A 25,820-nucleotide genomic window follows, 5' to 3' on the forward strand; every position below is an offset into this window, starting at 1 on the left:
AACCAGGACTAACATTTTAAAACCGCTTATGAAAAAAACGATTCTCTCTTTACTTGGGTTGAGCGTAATGTACTTTTTTGCCGGTGCCCAGTCGAAAGTATTCAAAGAAGTGGGGGACGAGATCCGCTCACAGGTACAGTTGATCCGGCAGGACCAGTCGCTCGTCGGCTACCTCGCCCTGACCCAACTCGAAAAAGCCAGCGAGGACAGTTTCAACTACCGCCTTACCATCATGGATGAAAATCTGAATGACATCGGTAAGCTGGAATTTCGCGAACAAAACCTCGACCTGCATTCGGTAGCCTTCGACCAGGATGTGATTTGCCTGGGATATTTTAAAAGCTTCAACGGCAAAAGTTTCCCCACGAAAAAGGATTTTGAAGCCGCCAAAGCCAAAGGCGCCGGCAGTGTGTTTTTCCAGTTTGTAACGTTAGATGGCAAGATCCTGAAAACCGCCTCGCTGAAAAGCAAGGTCGACGCGGAGCTGCTGCCAACCTATGTTACCGGTAAAAAAAATACGGCTTCGGTCAGGCTGTCGAAATCCGTCCAACTCTCCAACGTAAGCCAAAAAGGGTTTGCCGCATATTTCCAGGACAGTGACAATGGCCACATCGCGGCATTTGACCTGAAAGGCACCCAACTATGGGACAAGAAGCTCGCCACCAAAAATCCGCAGGACTACCTGCTGGCTACAAACGAAGATGTGTATGTGCTTTCGCAGAAGTCGTCGAGTAGTGAAGGCGGCTGGGAAGCCAGGGGCTACAGTTTTGCCGATGCCACGGATTATGACAAACTGGACCTGAAAGACAAAAAAGGAAACAGTCTCCGGGTAATTGGCTGGGGCAGCAATCCTGTCTCGGGCCGGCCTTACGTATCGGGAATGATCATCAATCCGGACAGGAGTGAAGGCGTGCAAACGATGAAAGGCGTAACGAAGTCGCCTTACTTCGGTGTGTTTACCATCGATTTGAATGGCCGTAGCCGCAAGGATTTTAAAGAAACATTTTCGTACTGGAATGATGGCTCCAAACCGGGCATTTCGGAAAAAGGCCGGTTTGAAGAAAAGCAGGTGTATCCTTTTTTTGACCAGTCCTATAAAGATTACGATGGAAATACCGTTTTTGTTGGGTCGTCGGTAAAACGCAAATTACGCTGGGGCAGCATCGCCACCGGAGTCGTTTTGTCGCCGTTGATTGTTGTGAGCCCGATGATCTGGATGATGACAGGGTTTAACAAGTACCAGGTTACCGACGCATCGCTGCTGAAGCAGTCGGGCAATGGTGAGTTAAAAATTTTGGATCCTATTGCCTGCAACAATACGGGAGGCCTTTTCGGCCGCGGACCAATCAGGGGCTACGGGATCAACAAAAGTTTTCATCGTGTGACCAACTCCGAAACAAAGACCGATTTCGTGGTGGTGGACGATATCAAGGACATCGTGATTTACAACATGAACAAGCAAAAAACCGTTCGCACCATCCCGCACAAGGACGGTAACATCAACACGGGTGTCATGCCGGCAAAAGACGGTCACATCATGGTGGTGGAATACAACAAAAAAGAAAAATACACCCGCGTTTCGATCGAGCAGATATGATACAGATACGCATAAAAAAAGCTCCTTTACGAAGGAGCTTTTTTTATGCAGCTATTTTTCCTGCGAAAGGCTTTGTGCCAGTATTTCCGCCACATCCAGCACCTTGACGCTGTCTTCTTTTTCGGCAGCCTTTACGCCGTCGGTCAACATGGTATTGCAAAAAGGGCAGGCGGCCGCCACAATGCTGGCGCCGGTTTCAATGGCCTCGGCACTGCGATCGAGGTTGATTCGCGTTGTTCCTTTTTCCTCTTCCTTGAACATCTGCGCACCGCCGGCACCGCAACACATGCCGAATTTGCGACAGCGCTTCATTTCAACCAGCTCCGCATCGAGGGCTTCCAGTACTTTTCGGGGCGCTTCGTAAATGCCGTTGCCGCGGCCGAGATAACAGCTATCGTGGTAGGTGATTTTTTTGCCTTTGAACGAGGTCGCGTCAGTCAGTTTGATTCTTCCTTCATCAATCAACTGCTGCAGAAACGTGGTGTGGTGCATCACTTCGAAATTGCCGCCCAGTTCGGGATATTCGTTTTTAAAAATGTTGAAGCAGTGCGGGCAAATGGTCACAATCTTTTTGACCTCGTACATATTCAGGGTCTGGATATTTTGGTAGGCCATCATCTGGAAAAGAAACTCGTTGCCGGCACGGCGGGCAGGGTCGCCGGTGCACATTTCTTCCTTGCCCAGGATGGCAAATTTGATTCCGGCATGCTGCAGGATGGTGGCGAAAGCTTTTGTTACTTTCTGTGCCCGCTGGTCAAAGCTCCCGGCGCAGCCAACCCAGAAAAGGATTTCAGGCGTTTCACCGGCTGCTATCATTTCGGCCATCGAAGGAACGTGCATAAACGATCATTTAGTAAGCGCCAAAAATACGGGGCGGAATGGCAATCGGCAAAAGTGGTCATTCAAAACAGGTTTGCGGAAGTGGAAGGATTTTGTTTTTTCACTTTTTCATTCTGCCTTTTGCCGTTTACTTTGCCCGCTCATGCGTAACTGGAAACGTGTTTGGGAAAAACTGACGAACTGGGAACTCTGGCCTTTCAACCTGATATATGCGCCATTGGGTCCGTTGTGGTTGTGGTATGCGGTGAAGGCAAGGTGCTTTTGGTTTTTTACACCCACTGATCCAACGCTGACGTTTGCGGGTTTCGAAGGCGAAGGCAAGAAAGAGATGTACGACTTGTTGCCGGAAAATTCCTACCCCAAAACAGCTTACCTCCAGCCGAAGCAAACCTTTGACGAAGTGAGGAAGGTGATTGCGCAAAACGGGTTTACCTACCCTTTGTGTGTGAAGCCCGAAAGTGGCCTGAAAGGCTTGTTGTTCCGGAAGGTAGACAGCGAAGAGAAACTAAAGTTCTACCACGATCATGTTCCTGTCGACTACATCATCCAGGAACTGATTGAAGCGCCACTGGAAGTCAGCGTGTTTTATTACCGGTATCCCAACCGGCAAAGCGGTACCATCAGCGGCTTTATCCAGAAAGAAATGATGCATGTTTACGGCGATGGGAAAAGCAGCTTGTGGGACTTGATCCTCCAACACCCTAAGGCAAAACACCGCCTGGAGGAAATGCGCATTAAGCACGAAAAGCAATTGGAGACGATTATTCCCAACGGCGAAAAATACATTCTGACCCATGCGGCCAATCTGAACCGGGGCGCACGGTTTATCAATCTCCACGGTTTGATCGATCGCCGCCTCCTGGAGATCTTTGATCCACTGAGTCATCGCTGTTCATTTTTCTACGGTCGCTACGACCTGAAGTGCAACAGCATTGAAGAACTGAAACAGGGGAAGTTTCGGATTCTTGAGTTCAATGGCACGGGAGCGGAGCCCAATCATGTATACAATGCCGGTTTTTCCTGGTTCAAAGCGCTTTCTGTTTTTGCCCAACACTGGAAGGTGATGTACGAGATCGGCCGGTACAACAACCGTCATAAGGGCGTTCGCTATTGGGGCAACAGGGAAGGCTACCGTTTCCTGCAGCAGGCCCGCAAACATGCGGCGCTCCTGGAACGGGCAGACAGGGAAATATTGATTTAGTAAGATGTTTAGCGGGAGATGTGAAACAGGCGTTTTGGTAATTGAAGGCCTTCTTTTCGTGTTTTCCGTTTCACTTGTTTAAAATCGTTTATGCTAAAGCTTCTGCGCATATTTTTCGCCGGAATTTTAATTTCCTTTATCGGCATGCTGCCGTTGGGTACGCAGAATCTGGCGGCAATGCAAATCGCGATATCCGACGGGTTGCAACCGGCAATCATTTTTGCGCTGGGAATGGTGGTGCCTGATGTTGTTTACGTGATGGTCACCCTGTTGGCAATGCAGTGGATCCAAAAACAGAAAACGCTTTTCAAAGCACTGGAATGGGTGACACTGGCGATTGTGGTAGCGTTGGCCCTTGCCAACTTCTATGCCGCTCTTCACCCGGCGGTGCACAAGAACGTGTTGTTGAGCAACGCTCTTCCGAAGTTTCTTTTGGGCATTGTCATCAACGGCGTCAACCCGATGCAGATCCCGTTTTGGTTTGGCTGGAGTACCGTCCTGTTTACCAAAAAAGTATTGGAGCCTCGCTGGAACCACTTTTTTATCTATACGGCCGGTGTCGCTATCGGCATGTTTGCCGGCACGGCCGTTTTTATCTTTGGCGGTCGCCTGATTGCAGATCGGATCAGTAACAACCAGGACATTCTTTATTTCCTTGTCGGTGGGGTTTTCACGGTTACTGCACTGATCCAGGTCTGGAAGATGCGGAAGAGAAAAGACACCGTTCACAAACTCGAGCATCCGGAAGAAATCACCGCTACATTTGAAGACAGAATTGACGAATTCACTAACCAAACCCAATAATATGCTCAATCAATCACTGATCCCGGAGTTTCAGCAGGAAACGGCATCCACGAAAAAAATGCTGGGCAAGGTACCCGACGGAAAATTCGACTGGAAGCCACACGGCAAGTCAATGTCGCTAGGCAAACTTGCATCGCACATTGCCAATATTCCAAATTGGATGACCCTGGTACTCACAACTGACGAATTTGACTTTGCAAAAGGAGGATACAAGGAAGAAAATGCGGCGTCCCAGCAGGAACTGGCATCAACATTTGAAAGCAATTACCAAAAGGCACTGCAAACCCTGCAAAATGCATCGGATGAGACCCTGCGGGGAAGCTGGACACTCCGCGGTGGCGACCATGTTTTCTTCACCCTGCCCCGCATTGCCGCGGTTCGGACCTTGGCGATGAATCATTTGCTTCATCACCGCGGACAGCTTTCCGTTTACCTGCGCCTGCTGGATGTGCCGGTTCCGGGAATGTACGGCCCGAGCGCCGATGAAATGTAGATCGCAGACGGATGGCTGACGGCAAAAGACAGTCGACAGGCAAAAGATGGTTGATGACGGCCTGGACTGTTATTGTGTCTTTTTTTGCAATACGTGTCTGTAAGAGGAACCGGCGAATTATCGCCGGTTCCTGCTTGATAAACTGTTTCGTATTTTATTACCCCCTCCTTCGCCTCAATCTTAACCTCAACCTCAACCTGTCACCCCTCGCCACGTCTTTCTCCCGCCGACTGCCAAAATTTCACCCTTTTTCCATCAGGCATAATCATTGATAACCAATAATGAACTTTAAATTCAATAAGCAATGGGAAAAATAATTGGAATTGATCTGGGTACAACCAACAGTTGCGTGGCCGTCATGGAAGGTAACGAACCTGTTGTGATTGCCAACGATGAGGGCCGTCGTACCACGCCTTCGGTGGTGGCTTTTTTGAAAAATGGCGAACGCAAAGTAGGTGATCCTGCCAAGCGCCAGGCGATCACCAACCCGCAAAATACCATCATGAGCGTCAAGCGTTTCATGGGACGCCGCTTTGATGAAGTCACAGAAGAAATCAGCCACTGGAGCTACAAAGTAGCGAAGGGTGACAATAATACCGTCCGTATCGACATTGATGGCAGGCTGTACACGCCGCAGGAAATTTCTGCGATGATCCTGCAGAAAATGAAGAAAACAGCAGAAGATTACCTGGGCCAGGAAGTAACCGAAGCGGTGATCACCGTTCCGGCCTATTTCAACGATGCACAACGGCAGGCAACCAAGGAAGCCGGTGAAATCGCCGGTTTGAATGTGCGCCGTATCGTGAACGAGCCGACAGCCGCCGCCCTTGCTTATGGCCTGGACAAAGGAGGCAAAGATCACCACGTTGCCGTATTTGACCTTGGTGGCGGTACCTTCGATATCTCGATCCTTGAACTCGGAGATGGCGTTTTCGAAGTCAAGTCAACCAACGGTGATACGCACCTGGGTGGTGATGACTTCGATAAGGTGATCATGGACTGGCTGGCAGAAGAGTTCCGCAAAGACGAGAACGTAGACCTGCGCAAAGATCCAATGGCCCTGCAGCGTTTGAAAGAAGCTGCTGAAAAAGCAAAGATCGAATTGTCTTCGTCGAGCGAAACAGAGATCAACCTGCCTTATATCACGGCCATCGATGGCGTACCGAAACACCTGGTGAAGAAACTTACACGTGCAAAGTTTGAGCAACTGGCCGATACGCTGTTTGAGCGTTGCCTGAAGCCTTGCGAAGCAGCGCTGAAAGATGCCGGCCTGAGTACGTCGCAGATCGATGAAGTGATCCTCGTCGGTGGTTCTACCCGTATCCCTAAGGTACAGGAGATCGTAGAGAAGTTCTTTGGACGCAAACCGCACAAAGGTGTTAACCCGGATGAAGTGGTTGCTGTAGGTGCTGCTATCCAGGGTGCGGTGTTGACCGGTGAAGTGAAAGATGTGTTGCTCCTCGACGTTACGCCGCTGAGCCTGGGTATCGAAACCCTCGGTGGTGTCATGACAACCCTGATCCCGTCGAATACGACAATTCCAACCAAAAAATCAGAAGTGTTCTCAACAGCCAGCGACAACCAGCCCGGTGTACAAATTCATGTACTGCAGGGCGAACGCGGCATGGCCAAGGACAACAAGAGCCTGGGTATCTTCAACCTTGACGGCATTCCGCCGGCGCCGCGTGGCGTACCGCAGATCGAAGTGATCTTCGATATAGATGCCAACGGTATCCTGCATGTAACAGCCAAGGACAAGGGAACAGGCAAAGAGCAAAAGATCCGGATCGAAGCCGGTTCGGGCCTGACCAAGGAAGAGATCGAAAAAATGAAAACAGAGGCTGCGGCCAACGCCGATAAAGACAAGGCTGAAAAAGAAAAGGTGGAAAAGATCAACCAGGCCGATAGCCTGATCTTCCAGACGGAAAAGCAATTGAAGGAATACGGTGAAAAAATCCCTGCTGATAAAAAAGCACCGATCGAAAATGCCCTGAACAAATTGCGTGAAGCGCACAAGTCGCAGGACATTGCACAAATCGACGCGGCGGTAACCGAAATGAACAACGCATGGACGGCAGCCAGCGAAGAGTTGTACAAAGCAACACAAGGTGCCGGTGGCGCACAGCCCGGCGACCAGGGCGCAGAAAGTGCCGGTCAGCAAGGTGCAGGTGGTACAGGTGAAAATGTAACCGACGCCGAATTTGAAGAAGTGAAGTAATCGCCAAACATTTTCAGATAACAAACCCACAACCCCGGTTGTGGGTTTTTCTTTTGGAAAAGAAGCCAGCGACTCCCAACCCGGCAATTTAAATTGATCGTGAATGAAAAGCGGATGCGGTTTGTCTGCTTCCACCTGCCATTTTCAAAAATTTTGCGGATGGCAGGCAAAAAATAGCCGGCTGCAAGCCGGCTTTCGTTTACTATTGTATTCGATGAAATTGAAAATTAGAAAGATGACGTTACACAATATCCATTGCCAAAACAAAAAATGTAAAAACAAACGGTAAGATAAGTGTCAGCCAGGGCCAATGCGTGGCTATCGCAAAAATGGTCAGCGCTACAGCGACTAAAAACAATATCCAGTATAAACCTTTATTTCTTTTTTGCATTTCCATCTGGAAAAATTTTGGCAAAAATAGGCGACGGGGCGGAAACAAAAAGGATATTTTTTGTCCTGTCTTGTGCTCAGGGTATTCTTAGAAAGCTTTTCTTATTTTCGCCGACGTGTGGCAGCGACACATTACATTAACCTTCTGCAATTGCGATCAATGAAATTTGAATTTTATCTACGGTTTCGGACACGGTATGGACAGGCAGTTTTTGTGAGCGGGAATCTGACAGCATTGGGGGAGAATGATCCGGCAAAGGCTTTTCCGCTCCAATACCTCAACGAGGAGTTCTGGTATGGTTCTATTGAGGTAGATCCTTCAGAAATAAATGCACTTCATTACCGGTATGTTTTTCTCACCGAAGCCGGGGAGTACGTCGTGGAAGGCGAAAAAGACCGCAAAGTGGATTTCCATTCTGCGAGCGGCGACATCTTGTTGATCGATAGCTGGAACGATGAAAGTTTTGTCGAAAATGCATTCAATACAGCCCCTTTTCATGAGGTGTTTTTTAAAGACAAAGGCAAAGGGAAGGCAAAAAAAGACGGCAAGGTAACGCATACGTTTAAGGTAAAAGCGCCCCTTCTCCATCCCGACGAAGCCGTATGCATGCTGGGAAGCACGGCTACTTTTGGTTCCTGGGATACGTCTGCACCGTTGCTGCTGACGAAAAAAGGCTCCTGGTGGAGTATTGGCCTGAACCTCACGCAGTCGTCCCTTCCCGTATCATATAAATATGGTGTGGTGAAGAAGGACAGCGGCGAATTTCTTCGCTTCGAGAGCGGAGACAACCGTGTGTTATTCAGCAACGACCTTACGAATAAACAGACGATCGTTCATGATGCCTTTGTGCACCTGCCAAACACAACCTGGAAAGGCGCCGGCGTGGCGATCCCGGTTTTTAGCCTGCGCAGTGCCGGTAGTTTTGGCATCGGTGAATTTACCGACATCAAATTGCTCGCCGACTGGGCGAAGGAGACCGGCCTGAAATTGATCCAGCTTTTGCCAATCAACGATACGTCTGCCACATTTACCTGGAAAGACAGCTATCCTTATGCGGCCATCTCGGCGTTTGCGCTTCATCCCATTTACATCAACCTGCAGAAAGTGGGGGGCAAGAAGGGTTTACAAAAAGTAAAGTCGCTTACCAACAAACAAAAGCAACTCAATGAACTGGCTGAAATTGATTACGACCAGGTCATCAAAATAAAGCTGGACACCCTGCAGGAACTCTATGCGGCCGACGACATGGCTTTCCTGGAAGAAAACAGTTTCCTGGAGTTTTTCGAAGACAACCGTGCCTGGCTGGTGCCCTATGCAGCCTTTTGTTTTTACCGTGATAAATACAAGACCGCCGATTTTTCAAAATGGAAAACCGGTGCCGTTTACAACGAAGCGGAGATTGCAAAACTGACAGGGGCTAAATCAAAAAGCTACAAGCAGATCGCCTTCTTTTATTTTGTGCAATACCACCTTCACCTCCAGTTGAAAGAAGCAGTGGACCATGCGCACAAAAAAGGTATTGCGATCAAGGGCGATATTCCGATTGGCATTTACCGTTATGGTGCGGACGCCTGGACAGCCCCGTCCCTGTATAACATGGACATGCAGGCCGGAGCGCCGCCAGACGATTTTGCGGTAAAAGGCCAGAACTGGGGCTTCCCGACCTACAACTGGCAGAAAATGGAGGAAGACCATTTTGAATGGTGGAAGCTCCGTTTTCACCAGATGAGCAACTACTTTGATGCGTTCCGCATTGATCATATTCTAGGATTCTTTCGTATCTGGAGTATCCCGACAGAAAGCATCGACGGCATCATGGGGCGGTTTATTCCTGCGTTGCCGGTGTCGGCTCACGAATTCGGCGAACGCGGAATTTGGTTCGATTACGATCGCTTCTGCAAACCGTTTATCATTGATGCCATCCTGTACCAAACGTTTGATGGCCTGGCGCAGTTTGTAAAAGAAAACTTCCTGGTCGCAAATGAAAAGGGGGGGTATGATTTACAGGAAGCCTTCAATACGCAGCGCAAAGTGCAGGACTATTTTGCGACGCAACCCCAAAGCGATGACAATGAAAAACTGCAGCGTGGGCTGTTTGACCTCGTGAGTAACGTGCTGTTGTTTGAAGAGGCGGGATCGAACGGGCAACAGTTTCATTTCCGCATTGCGATGGATACGACGTCCTCATTCCAGCACCTGGATGAGGCGACCAGGCATAAACTCAAAGACCTTTACGTCAATTATTTTTTCCGCCGCCAGGACGAATTCTGGAAGCAGGAAGCCCTGAAAAAATTACCGGCGCTGAAAGCAGCCACCGACATGCTTATTTGCGGTGAAGACCTTGGTATGGTGCCGCACAGCGTTCCCGAAGTGATGCAGCGCCTGGGCATCCTGAGCTTGGAAGTGCAGCGCATGCCCAAAGATCACACTATAGAATTTTTCCATCCCCGCAATGCGCCATACCTGTCGGTAGTTACGCCGTCTACGCATGACATGAGCACCATCCGTGGCTGGTGGGAAGAAGACAGGGAAAGGACCCAGCGCTTTTTCAACCGGGTGTTGGGAGAGTGGGGGCCGGCTCCTTATTTCTGCGAGCCGTGGGTAAACCGGGCTATCGTGTTGCAACACCTGTATTCACCAGCTATGTGGAGCATCTTCCAGCTACAGGATATTTTGGGTATGAGCGACACGCTGCGGCGTGAAAACCCGGCCGAAGAGCGGATTAACCTCCCGGCCAACCCCCAGTACTACTGGAACTACCGCATGCATATTGGCCTGGAACAGTTGATCGGCGAAACGGCCTTCAACCGTGAACTAAAGGATTACATCACCAACAGCGGAAGGGGAAATCAATAGGCAATCGACCATGTGCAATTGTTAAGTTGGTTCGCTTTGCCAATTGCCCATTGCAAATTTTATAACGACATGCGCATTTATTTAATCGGCTTCATGGGTTGCGGAAAAACGCACTGGGGCAGGGAAATGAGCCGGAAGTTGCAGGTTCCTTTCTTTGACCTGGACAGCGTAATTGAAGAAAAGGAAGGCAAAGCGATCACTGCCATCTTTGCCGAAATGGGCGAGGAATATTTTCGCATGCTGGAAAAGGATGTTCTCTACATGCTGACTGAAAGCCACGAAAACTTTGTCATGGCAACCGGTGGCGGCACGCCTTGCTTTTTCAATAACATCGATTACATGAAGAGCCGGGGAACGACTATCTGGATCAACAGTTCGGTGGACACCCTTCACAACCGGCTGGTGAAGGAAAAAGCCCAGCGTCCCCTTGTCGCCTCTATTTCCGATGCAGACCTGCGGTCCTTTATCATCCGCAAATATTCCGACCGGAAAATTTTCTACCAGCAGGCCAACGTCATTCTTAACGAGGATGATCTTACCTTAGGCAAATTGATTGAAACAACTTTTCACGCCTGAGCCTTATGCAAAAAATTTTTCTGATCATTGGAGCAGTACTGGCCGGACTGGCCGTTGCGCTTGGTGCGTTTGGCGCACACGGACTGAAAAAAGTGGTGTCGCCGGAGAATGTGGCCATTTACCAAACCGGTGTGCAGTACCAGATGTACCATGCGCTGGCGCTGATGCTGGTTGGCATTTTATCGGAACGAATCATCAATAATTACCTTTCTTACGCCGGCGTGTTGTTTGTCGCCGGGGTCATCTTTTTTTCGGGTTCGCTTTACCTGATCGTTTCCCTTTACGCCATGAACAAGTCGGTGCCGACGGCTGTTGGCATTTTGACACCCATCGGCGGACTTTTTTTCATACTGGGCTGGATTTGTCTGCTGGTGAGCCTTCTCAAAAAATAACGACAAAATTTTTGGAAAAGCCGCACCCGGCCTGTGATTCACCGGGTCAATGATTATCTTTGAATTTATGGCTAACGAGCTTAAATCCAAAACACCTAAAGTTGCTGAAAAACCGGAGAAGAAGGAAAAAGCTGACAAAGCGGAGAAGGTAGTTAAACCCAAAAAAGCGACGTCACCTGCCAAAAAAGCTACCGGTTCTGCATTCAGGAAAGAAAAAGAAGAGAAGATCGACTTAAAAAAACTGGCAAAAGATGAACGTACCCAAAAGATCATGGGCACGGTTTCACTGCTGGTTTCCGCTTTCCTGTTTATTTCATTTATTTCCTATTTTTTTACCTGGAAAGAAGACCAGTCGCAGATTTTCAACAAAGGCATCGGCTTTCTGTTCGACAATGACACCCGTGTCTCCAACCTTCTTGGACGGCTCGGCGCCTATGTTTCCCATGGCCTCATTCGCCAGGGGTTTGGATTGGCTTCGTTTCTTTTCTGCTGTTTCTTTTTTGTCGTCGGCATTAATAAACTGTCGGCCCGTAACGTGTATTCCATCTGGAAAAACCTGCGTTATGTGACGATCGGCCTGGTGATACTGTCTGTAACACTTTCTTTCCTCTTTTCATCGCTTGATTTCCCGTTCGGCGGCAGCGTGGGAGATATGATCAATGCCTGGCTGAAATCCTTTCTCGGCTCAGTCGGAACAGCCTGCCTTCTGTTGGCTGTTGGTGTTTCTTATTCCATCTGGCAGTTCAATCCCACTTTTGAAGTGCCCATTCGCAACAATTCAAACGAACCGGAAATAGAGGAGCTTACAGAAAACGAAGATGCCGTAAACGAAGAGGCGGAGACGGAAATCCTCTCGCCGATTCAACTGGCGAAGCAGACGGCCACTATTAATGATCTGTATGCAGCAAGGGAAGAAGCGGCAGAAAAACCGGTGGCTCCCAATGCCCTGAACGGGAGCGGCGAAATGGTGTTGAACATCAACCCGGCAAAAGACGAAAAGGATTATGGGTTCTCGGTCGTGGAGCGTGACGAGCCGGAAGAAGACGAAGAAGAGGAGATCGAGGAGCCGGAAGAAGACGTTCTGCCGGTGGAAGAACCAGCCGTCGAACCCCTGGTTGACGATATCCGGCACGAGGAAGAAGAAAAGATAACAAAGGAGCTTCCGATCGAAGGGCCAAAACTTTTCATCGAAGAGCCGAAGCCTTCCAAACCGGGAAAGCTGGCTCCTGAAAACATTCAACTGGAGATAAAGACGGCTGAAGAACCGCCGGTTGAAGAAGGGGAGGAGCGGCAAAAGGATTATAGTGACCTGCCACCCTATGAGCCGACACTGGACCTGCGGGATTACAAATACCCGACGGTGGATTTGCTGGAGCAGCATGGCAGTGAGCGGATTGTGCAGGACCCCGCGGAACTCGAGGCCAACAAAAACCAGATCATCAACACGCTGAAGAACTACGATATCACGATCCAGAAAATCAGTGCTACGGTAGGGCCGACAGTGACACTTTACGAAATCGTTCCGGCGGCCGGTGTGCGCATTTCACGCATCAAAAACCTGGAAGATGACATCGCCCTGAGCCTGGCAGCGCTTGGTATTCGTATCATCGCACCAATCCCCGGAAAAGGAACCATCGGTATCGAAGTGCCCAATGTGAAGAAAACGATCGTGAGCATGAAAACGCTCCTGTCGTCCGAAAAATTCATCCACAACACGCACAGTCTTCCGATCGCCATCGGGAAAAGAATCGACAACGAGAACTTCATCGTCGACCTGGCTTCGATGCCCCACTTGCTGATGGCCGGTGCCACGGGGCAGGGTAAGTCGGTTGGGTTGAACGCCGTGCTGGTTTCGTTGCTTTATAAAAAACACCCCTCACAACTGAAGTTTGTGCTGATTGATCCGAAGAAGGTTGAATTGAGTGTTTACCGACATATCGAGAACCATTTTCTCGCCAAGCTTCCCGGCGAAGAAGATGCCATCATCACCGATACAAAAAAGGTGATCAATACGCTGAATGCCCTTTGTATTGAAATGGACAACCGCTACGATTTGCTGAAAGAAGCGGGCTCCCGGAACATCAAAGAGTACAACGAGAAATTTACGCGGCGGCGCCTGAACCCGCAGAAAGGGCACCAGTACCTGCCCTTTATCGTACTGGTTGTGGACGAATTTGCAGACCTGATCATGACGGCCGGCAAAGAAGTGGAAATGCCGATAGCCCGCCTGGCGCAGTTGGCCCGTGCAGTTGGTATCCACCTGATCATCGCCACGCAGCGTCCGTCGGTGAACATCATTACCGGTACCATTAAAGCGAACTTCCCGGCGCGGATTGCCTTTAAGGTTTCGAGCAAAATCGACAGCCGTACCATTCTCGATGCCGGCGGTGCGGAGCAACTGATAGGTAAGGGCGACATGCTCATCTCCTATAACGGTGAAATTACCCGTTTGCAGTGTGCGTTCGTGGATACACCGGAAGTGGAAAAAATTGTAGACTACATCGCCGATCAGCGCGGCTACCCGCAAGCCTTTATGCTCCCGGAATACGTGGATGAAAAAGAATTGGAAGGAAAAGACTTCGATGCCAGCGACAAGGATCCCCTGTTTGAAGATGCGGCGAAGCTGATTGTTCAAAACCAGATCGGTTCCACCTCTCTTTTGCAGCGCCGGATGAAGCTCGGCTACAACCGGGCCGGCCGCCTGATGGATCAACTCGAAGCTGCCGGTGTGGTAGGACCTAACCTTGGCAGCAAGGCAAGGGAAGTGCTGATAAAAACAGATGCCGAGTTGATGGAATTTTTCGAAACGCTGAACTGATTCCAATAAATAATGGGCGAGGGGCAAAGGTGTAATGTGTCAATCACCGATTGCCAATTGCCCATTGCTTTTCGATTCGTTAACCAAAGCAAGTGTTAAGATGCATTTTACCAGTTAATCCCGGTACATGCATTGCCTTCTTAGTGTCGTTAATCGGCTATCTTTGCCAAAGGATTTTTTACCAAATCATCAGTAATGAAGAGACTATTTACGCTGTTCACGTTTGCATCCCTCACCTTATGTGCATCGGCTCAAACCGCTAAGAACCCTACGAAGAGCGACCCCGACGCAAAAAAAATTCTCGACGCCGTCAGTGCCAAATTCAAAACATTTGCAGCCCCGCAGGCTGCGTTTACCTACCAGGTGGAAAATGCCCAGGGTAAGGCTCTTTCAACCAAACGCGGTACCGTGGTTATGAAGGGAAACAAGTTTAAAGTATCCATGGACGGAATGGAGATTTTCTCCGACGGGAAAACGGTTTGGAATTACGACAAATCGGCCAATGAAGTGACCGTGAACAACCTCAACGAAGGTGGTAACGGCATGACCCCGCAAAAGGTCTTTACGAATTTTTACGACAGGGATTTCTTTTACAAATTGAACGGTGCGAAAAGCGTCAGCGGGAAGTCTGTACAGGAGATCGAACTGACACCGACGGATAAAACCCGTCCGTATTATAAAGTGTACGTATGGGTTGACAAAGTGGCCAATACGATTTACAGCGCCAAGTTTTTGGAGAAGTCCGGTGGCCGTTACAGCTATATCATCAACAGCCTGAAGCCGGCATCTTCAGTTGCCGACGCGGAATTTGTTTTCAACAAAAGCAAATATCCCGGTGTGGAAGTGGTGGACTTACGGTAATGCCGTTGATCCGGGACGAATAGGATTGATAAGTTTGAAAGGAACATAAATATTTTTTAAAAAACCGTTCAGAAATGAACGGTTTTTTTTATCTCATAAATCCCATGTATTCCGTCTATCCCAGTTCAGACTTTGCTACATTTGCTGCCCTCATTATTGAAGAACCACCATTTGTGTTATGGAACTGAAGTATATCCAGAAAATTGCAGAAAAGCTTTCTCTTAGCATCAAACAGGTTACCAACATCGATAACCTGCAGGCCGAAGGCGCTACGATCCCCTTTATGGCCCGGTACCGGAAAGAAGCAACCGGTAATCTCGACGAAGTGGTCATTGGAGCCGTGGTAGAAGAAATTGCCTATTTCACCGATCTTGATAAACGCAAAGCCACTGTTTTAAAGACGATTGACGACCTCGGGAAACTGTCGCCGGAATTGAAGGCGAAGATTGAAGGCTGTTATAATGCGACGGAGCTCGAAGACATTTACCTTCCCTATAAGCCGAAGCGTAAGACAAGAGCCACGCAGGCTATAGAAAAAGGCCTGGAGCCACTGGCAAAATTGCTGTTTGATCAGGCAATTGTGAACACCGAAGAAGAAGCGGCAAAGTTCATCACGGCCGATGTGAAAGACACGAAAGAAGCCCTCCAGGGTGCCAGGGATATCATTGCCGAATGGGTTAGTGAACACGAACAGGCAAGAGCAAAAGTGCGCCAGCTATTTGCCGAAACAGCCACGCTGACGTCCAAAGTGATGACGGCGAAAAAAGACGATGCGGAAGCGCAGAAATACCGCGATTATTTTGAGTTCAGCGAGTCGCTGGGCAAGAGCCCTTCGCACCGCATTCTTGCCATCCGGCGGGCCGAGAAAGAAGGCTATCTCCTGATGGACATCAACATCGATAAAACCATCGCCGTTGAAGGCCTGGAAGAGATTTTTGTCAAGGCATCCAACCCGGCTGCAGCAGAAGTGAAGAAAGCAATCGATGATAGTTTTAGCCGCTTGCTGAAGCCTTCGATCGAAAGCGAATTTCGCCTGGCCAGCAAGAGCAAGGCCGACGAGGAAGCCATCAACGTGTTTACCGAAAACCTTAGGCAGTTGCTGCTGGCTTCACCCCTTGGTTCAAAAAAAGTATTGGCGATCGACCCCGGTTTCCGCACGGGCTGTAAGGTTGTTTGCCTCGATGCCCAGGGTGCACTGGTAAAGAATACAACCATCTACCCGCACCCGCCGCAAAACCAGTGGCAGGAAAGCGTTGCGGAACTGAAATCTCTCGTGGAGAAATACGGCATCGAAGCCATCGGCTTCGGAAACGGTACGGCCGGAAGAGAAACCGAAACCCTGGTTCGTTCGATTGATTTTGGCAGGCCGGTCAGCATCTTCCAGGTCAACGAAAGCGGTGCATCGATTTACTCGGCTTCGGAAGTGGCCCGTGAAGAATTTCCCGACCACGATGTAACGGTGCGAGGTGCGGTCAGCATCGGCAGACGGTTGCTCGATCCGCTGAGCGAATTGGTCAAAATCGATCCCAAATCGATCGGCGTTGGACAGTACCAGCACGACGTGAACCAGACAAAACTGAAAACAGCCCTCGACCGAGTGGTCGAAAGCGCGGTGAACTTTGTGGGTGTGGACGTCAACACCGCATCCAAGCACTTGCTGCAATACGTGTCGGGCATCAGCGCCACGCTGGCCAATAATATTGTGCAATACCGCAACCAGAATGGTGCGTTTCAAAGCCGCGAGGAATTGAAAAAAGTGCCGATGATGGGACCTAAATCGTTTGAGCAATGTGCCGGATTCCTGCGAATTGCCGGTGCGAAAAATGTGTTGGATTCATCCTCGGTTCACCCGGAGCGTTATGCGCTGGTGGAGCAGATGGCAAAGGACGTGCAGGCTTCGCTGGAGGAGTTGATCAGGAATAGCGACGTTCGAAAGAAGATCAACAAAAAGCAATACATCAGTGAAGCCGTAGGAGAGTATACCATCGAAGATATTTTGAAAGAACTGGAAAAACCCGGTCGCGACCCAAGGGCACAGATCGAAGAATTCCGTTTCGACGAAACCATCAAAAGCATCGAAGACGTAAAAGTAGGGATGACCGTTCCGGGTATCGTTACCAATATCACGGCCTTCGGCGCCTTTGTCGACATCGGCGTAAAGCAGGATGGGCTGGTGCACGTGTCGCAATTGAGCAACCGTTATGTTGCCGATCCGAAGGAAGTGGTGAAGTTGAACCAGCGTGTAACCGTCACGGTAACCGAGGTTGACGTGGCCCGGAAGCGGATTGCCCTCACCATGAAAGATAAAAATGCAGCAAATGGTGAGCAGCGGTCGGGTAGTGGAATCGGGCTGTCCAAACAACCCAAACAGGGCAAACCGGCAGCGCCGCTGAATAGCTTTCAGAAAAGCCTGCTGGACCTGAAGAAAAAATTCAATGACTAAAGAACGAGCCCTCAACCGAGGGCTCGTTTATTTTGCGCCAGTCGCTGCAGAAAAGCTATCGATTTCTCTCTGCTGTTATCTGTCATCCGTCATCTCCAAAAGAGCTTCCAGCCTGAAGCGATGTGCCGTTACTCCAGTGGAATTCGCTTTGCGTTTTTGCCCAGCCACTGTTCGAAATTTTGAAGTTCCGGATTGAGTTCTCGGGAATAATATACATCGCGAACGCTGTTGCATTCCTGTTCAAAATCGCGGTAGAACTGGAACATGTTTCCAAGATCGTCGGCACCCGGGAACCCAAAATTCCGGTAGGTTTCCGGCGAAACATTGTTGAAGAGCACTTCCTGTCCCAATGCTTTCGAAAGCGCCGCCGCCATTTCGTCGCCGGTCAGGTGTTCGCCGGCAACACCGACCGTTTTACCAACCAGTTCCTCGCCCTTTTTAAAGATGCCGTAGGCGCATTTGCCGATGTCTTCGGCGGCAATGCCGGCCATTTTTTTGTTGTCAAGCGGGAAGGTGAGGTAGTACTTGCCATCCGGACCTTTTTTCGGGCCGGAGCCGAAATAAATAAAATTGTCCCAGTAGAATGAGGCCCGGAAAAACGTGGTCGGCACACCTAGGTCCCTGAAAAATTTATCCGATGCACCTTTGCCGTCGAAATGCGGCACTTTGTATTTTTCGTGGATCGTCGGCATGCGGTCATCGTCCAGTGGTACGTATTCCCGTGTGTCCTCCAACGTTGACCAGATCACGTGTTTGATGCCGGCTTGTTTGGCCGCTTCCGCCATGCGCTTTGCTTCCCCCATTTCTTTTTCCGGTGAAAAATGCGCCCAGAAAAACGTCACAAAATAAGCCCCGTAGGCTCCGTCGAGTAGGCGCTTTAAGGCATCGTCATCATCGATGTTGCCTTTGATAATTTCGGCGCCCATTTCCGCCAGTTCTTTTGCCTTGGGAGAGTCGGGGTCGCGGGTCAGGGCACGCACGGCGAATTCGCTGTTTTTGTCGGAAAGAATGGCGTGGGCCAGGCTGCCTCCCTGGGCACCTGTCGCGCCGACAATGGCAATAATCTTCTTTTGTGTCATAAGCTGATTTTGAATTAATGAAGAGTAGGTCGCAGGTTGGTCAAACTAAAATTTCAGTATAAATGTCAGGAAAGAAACGGGCGGCAACGGCCGGCCCTATCCCGCGGAAACCGGTGCCGGTTTTTTGAAATCAATCAACGCAGGATTTTCCATGTATTGTCGCACATGCAAGTGCATGCTTTCCATGGCGCTGATCCAGGTCTCATCGTCGATGCTGGTAGAAGCCAGCCAGTCTTCATCCGGTTGCGATGCCCGCCATTGTAAAAGCGGTGCGGCATCGGGACCGGCCGGGTTACGAAACTTCTTGCTTTTGCCTTCGATGATTTCGGCAACAACATTCGCCACAACGCCTGGCTGCACATGGCTTTCAAGCGACGCGGCAAAAAAGGAAAGGAACCGTTTGAAATTGGGATACCGCGTTTCGAAGCTGACTTCTCCTTTCGAAAAAATTGGTGTTTCAATAACGCCGGGTTCCACAAGTGCCACACGGATTCCAAAGGGCTGCACTTCCTGCGCCAGGCATTCGCTCAATGCTTCCACTGCGGCTTTGGTAGGGGCATAGGAGCCGTGGAAGTGGCCGTAAATTTTGCCGGCAATGGAGGATACGTTGATGATGATTCCCCTGCCTTTTTCCCGCATGGAGGGCAGAACGGCTTTTATACACCGCAGTGTTCCAAAATAATTGGTCTCCATGTCGGATTGAAAAGCCTTCAGCGGCAATTCCTCTACGGCACCGACTGCAACGGTGCCGGCATTGTTCACGAGGACGTCGATAAAGCCTTCCTGGTCCATCACCTGTTTGACGGCTTTTTGGATGGACGCCTCGTCATTCACGTCCAGTAAAAGAATGTCGATCGGCAACAACTCTTTTGTAACGATTGCGGGTAACTCCGATTTTGATGGATCCCGCATGGTGGCGTACACCTTATTGCCTTGCTTTGCAACATGAAGTGCGGTGGCCAGGCCAATGCCTGTGCTGCATCCGGTAATTAGGACAACTGACATAAAAACGATTTTGAGGTGAGAAAAAGCAGCATTCAAAAAGGCCGTCGCCCTCAAAAGGTAGGAGCTATGCGGATAAAAAGGTACGCCAATTTGGTTGTGTAGTCAAGTAGATGACGGATGAAAAAAACATCGTGTTCGGGTTTTTGCCATCGTTTTTCTTTTCCGGTAGTCAGTCACCCGGTTGCCGGAATTTTTCAAATTGTAATCGCAAGAACCGGGGACTTGTACTGCTGCTTTTCAATTGTGGCAGGTATTGCAGGAGCACTACAGGTTTCAAAAAGGCAGTTGGATTCTGTCAGCCGCCGTCATGCCAGGCCCGGATTGGCACCACGGCATATTTTGTTGTTTTCTAGTGAGAAGTCGACCTGGTCTTCCTGTCAAGAGGTCTGAAATACCAGGATAAAACAATAATAAGCAATAAAAATAAGGACGGCATCGCTTCTGTAAACGGCTGGCCGACCGCAAGATGAGAAATGGCTGCACCCGACATTGCAAAGAAAAATCCGGCATATGCCCACTCCTTCAGGAGGGGGAATTTCGGAATGAGAATAGTGATCACCCCCAGGATTTTCCAAATCCCGATGATGGACAACAAATACAGGGGATAACCAAGGTTCGTCACTGTCTTGTTATAGCCACCTGTTTGAAGCATTTGTTGAGTGCCGCCTGCCGTCATTGCGATTGCAAGAAAAATAGTGACGGTCCAATAAATGATTTTGTTTCGCTTGCTCATTGCTGGATGATTTGTTTTTTTGCAATTTCCTGCAACCGGTTATGCGCCATATTTATGCCTTGTGCAAACGGCATTTGCAGAAGCTGGTTTCTGAATGCTACCGACTTGAACACGATGTGCATGGTGAGTTTGCTCCGTTCGTCAGTAAGCTTTTCAAACTCCAGGTATTCGAGTTGAACGGGAAAAGGCGAATTTTCCATTTCAAATGTTCGTGTGATTTTTTTGTTCGGGATGAATTCATGGATTGTCCCGTTTGCCGAAAAAACTACAGTCCCGTTATGCGACGTTTCAAAGCGGTAACCGCCGTGGATCCTATTTTCAAGTTTCACCACTTTGGTTCCCATCCATTGTTCTACCAGTTCGGGTTCTTCGTATGCTTTAAATAGCAATTCCAGGGGCAAATCAAATTCCCTCGTGATGACAATTTCCTGTTTGCCCTTTTCGGCAGCCACTTTTGTTTTTTGTTCCATTTGTTCTATTTTTTGGGTTTGTATTTTTTCATTACCGCTTCGAGTGTGTTAAACCTGTCGTCCCACATTTTTCGGAATGGTTCAATAAAGTCCGCCACTTCCTTCATTTTTTTTGCATTGAAATGATAATAAACTTCCCTGCCGTTTTGCTCCTGTTGCAGCAGTTCGCACTCGGTAAGAATTTGCAAGTGTTTGGAAACAGTTGGTCTCGCAGTGTCAAAGTTTGATGCGATGGCCCCCGCCGTCATTGATTGCGAAGCCACCAACAGGAGTATGGCTCTTCTTGTCGGATCGGCTATTGCTTGAAACACGTCACGTCTCAAATTCATTGTGTAGCTATTTGGCTACAAATATAAGCGTAGTCATTTAGCTACTCAAATTATTTTGAAGAAATTTTAGCTGCCTTTGCCTGCAGGACTATGCGATTGCGTGTTTTGTTGATTTGCCAAACCCTGTGAAGGACCGTCCTGCGAAGGGGAGCCGGAAAGGGATAGGCCGTTTGAAAGTAGTTGTGTCTGCCAGATAGCAGGTTGCCGGGTACAGTCCAGCGAAGGTTTTGTATGGATGGACCATGCGGCCGTTTAACCGTGCTGCCAATATTTGCGGGCTCTATGTGAATGTGGACCTGGTATTTTTGCAGATGACCGCTGTCCAAGACATTTTGCAGAAGGTAAAACTAAACATATGGCTCTGTTTGTCTTCCCTAGCTGCAGGTTCGGCTTTACATTCAGCTGGAGCTTGCTTGCAGAGCAATACGCACATAAACCCGCATATGATGTGTACGCCGGTCAAACAAAAAATCAGCCTGCAACAAATTATATATTGGGCAATAAATAAAGCACCAGGAGAACCGCACCGATAATAATACTAACCGTTACCAAAACGGTAAGCCACCGGGACGGGAAATAAGCATTGTGCTTTAATTGTTTTTCGATGTTGTGGTAACGGATGAATGCCAATGTAGCCATGAGGGCGCCGAATGCAACCATGGTCACTCCAATAATGGCAGAATACCCTTTTCCCTGTGATAATGGTTTTTCTCCAAGCGCAAAGGAAATCTGGCGAATGAAAAGAGCAAACTTCACAATGACAAAACCAAAGCCCATAAGTGCAATACTGGTTCTTATCCAGGCAAGAAAAGTGCGTTCATTCGCTAAGTAGTCGGCTGCTCCGGCCGGCTTTGCGTTTTTTGTGTCCATTTCTTTTTTTGCGAAGGTACCAAACCCTCCAGTGGAGGGTTCGCAAGTAATTTGAACTGGTTTGTCACCAAAGCCGCCATGGATGGCAAACGAATGTCTATTAAGGTTGTAAATAGCGTAGAACGTATTGCTGTCAGTGCGGGTTATTCATAGCACTTCAGCTTCGCTAATGTACAACAGCGAAATAGATTTGTGAAGTTCAGCCTATGTTACTCAGCCCGCATTGCTGCAATACGCTATTAGCGGCAGTTGTCATTTATGTTTTTCATCAATCAAATAATTTCGCTCTGAGAAGGTATCGGATAAGGCAAAGACAACAGTTGCGTTTTAACTTTTCCGAAGTTGGTTCATAAATATCGTAGTTACTGTTTTTATAAGTAGATAGTAGAACCATTGCAATAGTCTCATACATTAGTTATATAGGTTTAAACTGCTTATCTGCGGCGGCATCTATGGTCTAAACAGATATAACTACATATCAGTAAAATCACTCTGTCCTCAAATTTTTTACAGGGTTAGAAAGGGCAGCCTTTACTGTCTGAAAACTCACTGTTAATAGTGCGAGCACCACTGCAATCGCTCCGGCAATTGCAAACATCCACCAGCTAATGGTGATGCGGTAAGGAAAATTATCCAGCCACCGGTTCATGAAGTACCACGCAATCGGAGAGGCCAGCAAAAGAGCGATCAGCACGAGCTTCACAAAATCTTTTGAAAGCAGCACTACCAATCCCTCCACTGTAGCACCCAGCACTTTTCTCACCCCAAGCTCTTTTTTTCTCCGCTCCGCCGCATAAGCTGCTAAACCCAGCAAACCGAGACAGGAAACAAAAATGGTTATGGCTGTGAACAGCGTAAGCAGCGTTTTAAGCTTGTCTTCCCCTTTATACATCTTACCAAAGCTTTCATCAAGGAAATTGTACTCAATCGGATAATCCGGGCTGTAGCGGCTCCAGACTTTCTTGATCTCGCCAATTGTTGTTTCGATCTTTGAGCCACTTATCTTCACCGCTACTTTAGAATAGGCCTGCGGGTAAATCTGGAGCACCGAGGGCTCTATTTTTTCGTGCAGGCTTTGGTAATGGAAGTCTTTCACTACGCCAATTACCGGCCCTGTTTTTAATGAGTCAGGTTTTCTCCATGTAGGCCATGACAGCGTTTTACCGATTGCCTGATCGGCGCTGCCGAGTCCCAGCTCACGAACAGCTGTTTCATTGATGATGTAGGCGCTTACATCGCCACTGATATCTTTTGAAAAGTTCCTGCCTGCAAGCAGCTTTAGCCCGAGCGTTTTAATATAATCTTCATCAACCATCAACAGTGTGGCTTTCGTTGGCTTCACTTCAGGCTTTTCCTTTACGGTGATTGGGCCATCGCCAAAGGCATCACCGGGGAAGCCATAGCCAATAGATACTGATTCTATTCCCGGGTAGCCCATCAACTCATTCTTAAAGCTCGCATAATTTTTAGACAGGTTTTCACCTCTCATAGGAAAGAACAGGACCTGGTCTTTCCTGAAGCCCAAATCTTTATTGTGCATATAACTCACCTGGTTAACGACTACAATGGCGCTAATGATAAGCAGCACTGATAATGAGAACTGTACTACCACCAGCGCATGTCTCAGCCATGGCGTACCGCCCTGTGTAGTGCCGGATACAATGCCCCCTTTTAAAACATTTACGGGCTTAAAAGAAGACAATACCAGTGCAGGATAGAAGCCTGCAAGTATCCCTACTACCAATGTAAGCGCCGCTAATGTGAGCCCGACCAGTGGATTGCTAAGTAGGTCGAATACAATGCTTTTTTCTGCAAAGTGATTAAGGGACGGCAACAAGAGGGATGTGGCAGCGATGGCCATAACCATACTAATAGCGGCGAACAATATGGTCTCACCGATAAACTGAATCACCAGCTCTTTTCTGCCTGCGCCAATCGTTTTTCTCACGCCAACTTCCTTGGCTCTTTTTAGTGCCCTTGATGTGGCAAGGTTTACAAAGTTGAAGCAGGCGGTGAGCAAGATAAAAATAGCGATGATCGTAAGAGCTTTCACATACGTGATGTTACCCCTGGTGGACATATCAGAGGTAAAGTCTGATGAATAGAGATGCACCTGACCGAGCGGCTGGAAGTACGGCACATTGGTATCCCCTTCACCTTTCAGGAAAGGCTTTGAAAAGCGTTGGAATTTTGCCTGGAGCTGACCTGCGCTGGTGCCATTCTTTAGCTTCACATACGTGTTGAAGGGATACCATTGCCAGCTTTGCATCATGTCGGCAGGGAAGCCTGCGGCGTTTATGGAAATCAGAAAATTGAGTGGTAAGTGGAACTTCTCGCTGTTTTCCAGCACCCCATCCACACGCATTACATCTTTCGAGAGCGTTAGGTTCTTACCAACCGGATTCTGTTTGCCGAAATATTTCTCCGCCATCGCAGCGGAGATCACAATCGATTTTGGGTCGCTAAACACTTTTGCCGCCGATCCATAACGGAAATGGAGCGGAAACATCTTAAAGAAATTACTGTCAACAAGGAATCCATTCTCTTCATACAGCTTTTTATCGTTTGCTTCAATCAGCTTTTTTGATTTGAAGGTAATCACACGTACGGCGTCCTCCACCTCGGCAAAGTTCTGTTTAAGTGCCACTGCAAATGTTGGAGGTGATGTCGCAATGATGTTGTTTACATCTCCATTCGTCTTTTGATAAACGCGATAAATGTTTTCAGACCCTGGAATGAACTTATCGTACTGCTGCTCATCTCTTACAAATAAGCCAATGAGTAAGCAGGCAGTAAAGCCAAGGGAGAGTCCTGCAATATTGATGATTGAAAAACCTTTTTGGCGTTGAATGTTTCTAAAACCTAGACTCAGGACACTCTTGAACATAATAGTTATTTAAATAGAATAGAGCTTAACAGTTGCTGGTGCAACGAATAGAATGCCAATCGCCTTACGAGCTGATATTCAGCCGTTTACACATAAACTGTTTCTTTAAAATTGTTCGAATGTGATACAATATTGTCCGCTCGTGATACAGATTGACTTATCCTGAACGGCTAGTTTATTGTTTGAGAGATTAAATGAAACATCCATATATGTCAGGAGGCCTTGCTGAGTGATAGTTATGTTGACTAAGGTGCATAAATTTCTACGCTGTTGGTTCTTTTTGCCGAATTGGATCGGCAGTTGCAATCTGTTTAAACCACTTTACAAGGTCTGTCTGTTTGGTCACTATGTTTCCTTCTTTTGACTATGTTTAATAGGATAATAAAATTTAATTCTTATGTGTCAATGAACCTATTACACATATATTGCAATCGTCTTTGAAGCAAGACTTGTCGTTGGATTTTCCCATGATCGTTCGTGTTAAAGGAATGTGATTGCTGCTATATTTTCTTAGTTGTTATGCTTGCTGTCAGTCCTGGGATTCTGACTAACGGATTGGAGCTTGCTGCTGTAGCGGCAGTTCAAGTATCCATTGTTTGTTTATGGCTTGAAGATAAATAGAATTACAGTTGCTTAGTAGATGCACTGCTTCCGTTATGGCAGCAAACTCGTCCTATGTTTACAATTCAGTAAATTCAAGTAGTGAGCAAATAATCATATTCGAAAGAACAAAGGGCGGAATAAGATGTTCAAACCGCTTAGGCCTTTGAGCCTCTCTAACATGATCATCACCGCCCCTTTGCTTGTCCGATGCTGAACAGTTCAACAAGCTCTTTTCAAAGCCTGCAGTAGGATCGATAGCACAGCACAAGCGTGTTCTTCCGAGTTTGTTTTCCTTTTTAAAATTACAACGGTTTCACCTTTAAAACCACAAGACAATGGAAACAACAAAGCACT

Annotated in this window: 20 protein-coding genes; 11 read left to right on the forward strand and 9 right to left on the reverse strand. The window is 48.2% G+C overall.

Annotation, left to right across the window (positions count from 1 at the left end; translation table 11 throughout):
- The first annotated feature begins 28 nt into the window (after nucleotides 1-28).
- Nucleotides 29-1,597, forward strand: coding sequence for a DUF6770 family protein (locus D6024_RS22545; RefSeq protein WP_162944950.1), 1,569 nt, complete (start codon nucleotides 29-31; stop codon nucleotides 1,595-1,597).
- A 51-nt stretch (nucleotides 1,598-1,648) separates the two neighbouring features.
- Here the strand turns inward: D6024_RS22545 and D6024_RS22550 are convergent, their stop codons facing one another.
- Nucleotides 1,649-2,437 carry a (Fe-S)-binding protein gene (locus D6024_RS22550; RefSeq protein ID WP_121357081.1) on the reverse strand — a complete coding sequence of 263 codons (789 nt, stop codon included), beginning with the start codon at nucleotides 2,435-2,437 and terminating at the stop codon, nucleotides 1,649-1,651.
- A gap of 142 nt (nucleotides 2,438-2,579) precedes the next feature.
- On the opposite strand from D6024_RS22550, the gene D6024_RS22555 reads away from it, so the two are divergent.
- From D6024_RS22555 to dnaK, 4 genes are all read left to right on the forward strand, one after another.
- Nucleotides 2,580-3,638, forward strand: a complete 1,059-nt coding sequence (locus D6024_RS22555; RefSeq protein ID WP_121357106.1) for an ATP-grasp domain-containing protein — start codon at nucleotides 2,580-2,582, stop codon at nucleotides 3,636-3,638.
- Nucleotides 3,639-3,782: 144 nt separating this feature from the next.
- On the forward strand, nucleotides 3,783-4,442 hold the full coding sequence (locus D6024_RS22560; RefSeq protein ID WP_262670743.1) for a LysE family translocator: 660 nt from the start codon (nucleotides 3,783-3,785) through the stop codon (nucleotides 4,440-4,442).
- A gap of 1 nt (nucleotide 4,443) precedes the next feature.
- The gene (locus tag D6024_RS22565) at nucleotides 4,444-4,935 is read left to right on the forward strand and encodes a DinB family protein (RefSeq protein ID WP_121357083.1); all 492 of its coding nucleotides are present in this window, start codon (nucleotides 4,444-4,446) and stop codon (nucleotides 4,933-4,935) included.
- 304 nt (nucleotides 4,936-5,239) lie between these two features.
- Nucleotides 5,240-7,153 carry a molecular chaperone DnaK gene (gene dnaK / locus D6024_RS22570; RefSeq protein WP_121357084.1) on the forward strand — a complete coding sequence of 638 codons (1,914 nt, stop codon included), beginning with the start codon at nucleotides 5,240-5,242 and terminating at the stop codon, nucleotides 7,151-7,153.
- 241 nt (nucleotides 7,154-7,394) lie between these two features.
- On the opposite strand, the gene D6024_RS26895 is transcribed toward dnaK, so the two are convergent.
- Nucleotides 7,395-7,550 (reverse strand): hypothetical protein, encoded by a 156-nt coding sequence (locus tag D6024_RS26895; RefSeq protein ID WP_162944936.1) that lies wholly within the window; start codon nucleotides 7,548-7,550, stop codon nucleotides 7,395-7,397.
- A gap of 153 nt (nucleotides 7,551-7,703) precedes the next feature.
- Between D6024_RS26895 and D6024_RS22575 the strand changes: the two genes are divergently transcribed.
- From D6024_RS22575 to D6024_RS22600, 6 genes are all read left to right on the forward strand, one after another.
- On the forward strand, nucleotides 7,704-10,400 hold the full coding sequence (locus tag D6024_RS22575) for a 4-alpha-glucanotransferase (RefSeq protein WP_121357085.1): 2,697 nt from the start codon (nucleotides 7,704-7,706) through the stop codon (nucleotides 10,398-10,400).
- A gap of 69 nt (nucleotides 10,401-10,469) precedes the next feature.
- A complete protein-coding gene (locus D6024_RS22580; RefSeq protein ID WP_121357086.1) occupies nucleotides 10,470-10,976 on the forward strand; it encodes a shikimate kinase in 507 nt (168 codons plus the stop codon).
- A gap of 5 nt (nucleotides 10,977-10,981) precedes the next feature.
- On the forward strand, nucleotides 10,982-11,368 hold the full coding sequence (locus D6024_RS22585) for a DUF423 domain-containing protein (RefSeq protein WP_121357087.1): 387 nt from the start codon (nucleotides 10,982-10,984) through the stop codon (nucleotides 11,366-11,368).
- 67 nt (nucleotides 11,369-11,435) lie between these two features.
- Entirely contained in the window at nucleotides 11,436-14,186 is a 2,751-nt protein-coding gene (locus tag D6024_RS22590) for an FtsK/SpoIIIE family DNA translocase (RefSeq protein ID WP_121357107.1), read from the forward strand.
- Nucleotides 14,187-14,381: 195 nt separating this feature from the next.
- The gene (locus D6024_RS22595) at nucleotides 14,382-15,047 is read left to right on the forward strand and encodes a LolA family protein (RefSeq protein ID WP_121357088.1); all 666 of its coding nucleotides are present in this window, start codon (nucleotides 14,382-14,384) and stop codon (nucleotides 15,045-15,047) included.
- A 178-nt stretch (nucleotides 15,048-15,225) separates the two neighbouring features.
- Nucleotides 15,226-17,490, forward strand: a complete 2,265-nt coding sequence (locus D6024_RS22600; RefSeq protein WP_121357089.1) for a Tex family protein — start codon at nucleotides 15,226-15,228, stop codon at nucleotides 17,488-17,490.
- Nucleotides 17,491-17,618: 128 nt separating this feature from the next.
- Here D6024_RS22600 and D6024_RS22605 read toward each other — a convergent pair whose 3' ends face one another.
- The 7 genes from D6024_RS22605 to D6024_RS22645 all read right to left on the reverse strand — a co-directional run bounded on the left by D6024_RS22605 (nucleotide 17,619) and on the right by D6024_RS22645 (nucleotide 24,863).
- Entirely contained in the window at nucleotides 17,619-18,569 is a 951-nt protein-coding gene (locus D6024_RS22605; RefSeq protein ID WP_121357090.1) for an NmrA/HSCARG family protein, read from the reverse strand.
- 96 nt (nucleotides 18,570-18,665) lie between these two features.
- Nucleotides 18,666-19,574, reverse strand: coding sequence for an SDR family oxidoreductase (locus tag D6024_RS22610; protein WP_121357091.1), 909 nt, complete (start codon nucleotides 19,572-19,574; stop codon nucleotides 18,666-18,668).
- 349 nt (nucleotides 19,575-19,923) lie between these two features.
- Complete coding sequence (locus D6024_RS22620; RefSeq protein WP_121357093.1) at nucleotides 19,924-20,307, reverse strand: DoxX family protein; 384 nt, start codon at nucleotides 20,305-20,307, stop codon at nucleotides 19,924-19,926.
- Nucleotides 20,304-20,777, reverse strand: coding sequence for an SRPBCC family protein (locus tag D6024_RS22625; RefSeq protein ID WP_121357094.1), 474 nt, complete (start codon nucleotides 20,775-20,777; stop codon nucleotides 20,304-20,306). The genes D6024_RS22620 and D6024_RS22625 overlap by 4 nt, the downstream gene beginning before the upstream one ends.
- A 5-nt stretch (nucleotides 20,778-20,782) precedes the next feature.
- Nucleotides 20,783-21,106 carry an ArsR/SmtB family transcription factor gene (locus D6024_RS22630; protein WP_121357095.1) on the reverse strand — a complete coding sequence of 108 codons (324 nt, stop codon included), beginning with the start codon at nucleotides 21,104-21,106 and terminating at the stop codon, nucleotides 20,783-20,785.
- A gap of 486 nt (nucleotides 21,107-21,592) precedes the next feature.
- Nucleotides 21,593-21,976, reverse strand: a complete 384-nt coding sequence (locus D6024_RS22640) for a YidH family protein (RefSeq protein ID WP_121357097.1) — start codon at nucleotides 21,974-21,976, stop codon at nucleotides 21,593-21,595.
- 487 nt (nucleotides 21,977-22,463) lie between these two features.
- Complete coding sequence (locus D6024_RS22645; RefSeq protein ID WP_121357098.1) at nucleotides 22,464-24,863, reverse strand: ABC transporter permease; 2,400 nt, start codon at nucleotides 24,861-24,863, stop codon at nucleotides 22,464-22,466.
- Between the last annotated feature and the right edge of the window lie 957 nt (nucleotides 24,864-25,820).

Source organism: Flavisolibacter nicotianae, assembly GCF_003628535.1.
In the GTDB taxonomy this organism is placed as follows: Bacteria; Bacteroidota; Bacteroidia; order Chitinophagales; family Chitinophagaceae; genus Flavisolibacter; species Flavisolibacter nicotianae.

Excerpts from the sequence above, each read along its gene's own strand:
- D6024_RS22545 (WP_162944950.1), top strand. The coding sequence starts at position 29 with ATGAAAAAAACGATTCTCTCTTTACTTGGGTTGAGCGTAATGTACTTT.
- D6024_RS22550 (WP_121357081.1), bottom strand. The coding sequence starts at position 2,437 with ATGCACGTTCCTTCGATGGCCGAAATGATAGCAGCCGGTGAAACGCCT.
- D6024_RS22555 (WP_121357106.1), top strand. The coding sequence starts at position 2,580 with ATGCGTAACTGGAAACGTGTTTGGGAAAAACTGACGAACTGGGAACTC.
- D6024_RS22560 (WP_262670743.1), top strand. The coding sequence starts at position 3,783 with ATGCTGCCGTTGGGTACGCAGAATCTGGCGGCAATGCAAATCGCGATA.
- D6024_RS22565 (WP_121357083.1), top strand. The coding sequence starts at position 4,444 with ATGCTCAATCAATCACTGATCCCGGAGTTTCAGCAGGAAACGGCATCC.
- dnaK (WP_121357084.1), top strand. The coding sequence starts at position 5,240 with ATGGGAAAAATAATTGGAATTGATCTGGGTACAACCAACAGTTGCGTG.
- D6024_RS26895 (WP_162944936.1), bottom strand. The coding sequence starts at position 7,550 with ATGGAAATGCAAAAAAGAAATAAAGGTTTATACTGGATATTGTTTTTA.
- D6024_RS22575 (WP_121357085.1), top strand. The coding sequence starts at position 7,704 with ATGAAATTTGAATTTTATCTACGGTTTCGGACACGGTATGGACAGGCA.
- D6024_RS22580 (WP_121357086.1), top strand. The coding sequence starts at position 10,470 with ATGCGCATTTATTTAATCGGCTTCATGGGTTGCGGAAAAACGCACTGG.
- D6024_RS22585 (WP_121357087.1), top strand. The coding sequence starts at position 10,982 with ATGCAAAAAATTTTTCTGATCATTGGAGCAGTACTGGCCGGACTGGCC.
- D6024_RS22590 (WP_121357107.1), top strand. The coding sequence starts at position 11,436 with ATGGCTAACGAGCTTAAATCCAAAACACCTAAAGTTGCTGAAAAACCG.
- D6024_RS22595 (WP_121357088.1), top strand. The coding sequence starts at position 14,382 with ATGAAGAGACTATTTACGCTGTTCACGTTTGCATCCCTCACCTTATGT.
- D6024_RS22600 (WP_121357089.1), top strand. The coding sequence starts at position 15,226 with ATGGAACTGAAGTATATCCAGAAAATTGCAGAAAAGCTTTCTCTTAGC.
- D6024_RS22605 (WP_121357090.1), bottom strand. The coding sequence starts at position 18,569 with ATGACACAAAAGAAGATTATTGCCATTGTCGGCGCGACAGGTGCCCAG.
- D6024_RS22610 (WP_121357091.1), bottom strand. The coding sequence starts at position 19,574 with ATGTCAGTTGTCCTAATTACCGGATGCAGCACAGGCATTGGCCTGGCC.
- D6024_RS22620 (WP_121357093.1), bottom strand. The coding sequence starts at position 20,307 with ATGAGCAAGCGAAACAAAATCATTTATTGGACCGTCACTATTTTTCTT.
- D6024_RS22625 (WP_121357094.1), bottom strand. The coding sequence starts at position 20,777 with ATGGAACAAAAAACAAAAGTGGCTGCCGAAAAGGGCAAACAGGAAATT.
- D6024_RS22630 (WP_121357095.1), bottom strand. The coding sequence starts at position 21,106 with ATGAATTTGAGACGTGACGTGTTTCAAGCAATAGCCGATCCGACAAGA.
- D6024_RS22640 (WP_121357097.1), bottom strand. The coding sequence starts at position 21,976 with ATGGACACAAAAAACGCAAAGCCGGCCGGAGCAGCCGACTACTTAGCG.
- D6024_RS22645 (WP_121357098.1), bottom strand. The coding sequence starts at position 24,863 with ATGTTCAAGAGTGTCCTGAGTCTAGGTTTTAGAAACATTCAACGCCAA.